Source organism: Streptomyces sp. NPDC054961 (assembly GCF_053609145.1).
In genome coordinates this window covers 1-453 of sequence record NZ_JBSGWY010000106.1, presented here as the reverse complement: position 1 = coordinate 453, position 453 = coordinate 1, and the positions used below count along the sequence as shown (strand labels likewise).

Here is a 453-nt window from a genome sequence, read left to right as displayed (position 1 = left end):
GGGGGTGGGGTGGGGACGGGGGCGCGGTGGGGGGGGCGGGCGCCGGGGCCCGGAGTATCTTCTCGGGGGTGGGGGGGGGGGGCCCGCGGGGGGGCCCCCCCCCGCCCCCCCCCCACCCCGCACCACCCCGCACCACCTCACCCCCGGCCCTGTCAGGCCACGTGCACCGGTCACCACCCATGATCACGGAAATTGGAGAAGTCCCATGTTCACCAGCTCCTGGCAGCGCCCGCTCCTCCTGGCCGCGGTTTCCCTGGCTTTCGTCTCCGGTACCGCGTGCGCCGCACAGGCTTCCCCGTCCCACACCCCCGGCTCCGTTTCCCCGGCCACGGCCGGCGACTCCAGCCACTGCAGGGCGGGCGGCGAAGGCGGCGAAGGCGGAAAGGGCGGCGAAGGCGGCAAGGGCGGACGGCCCGGTGAGCCCGGCAAGCCCGGCAAGCCCGGCCGCGCAGG

At 77.3% G+C, this 453-nt stretch carries 1 protein-coding gene; it reads left to right on the top strand.

The window, feature by feature from the left end; all coding sequences use genetic code 11:
* Positions 1-205: 205 nt before the first annotated feature.
* Positions 206-453 (top strand): hypothetical protein (locus tag ACWF9Z_RS36650; RefSeq protein ID WP_453609950.1); only part of this gene is annotated, 248 nt, incomplete at its 3' end.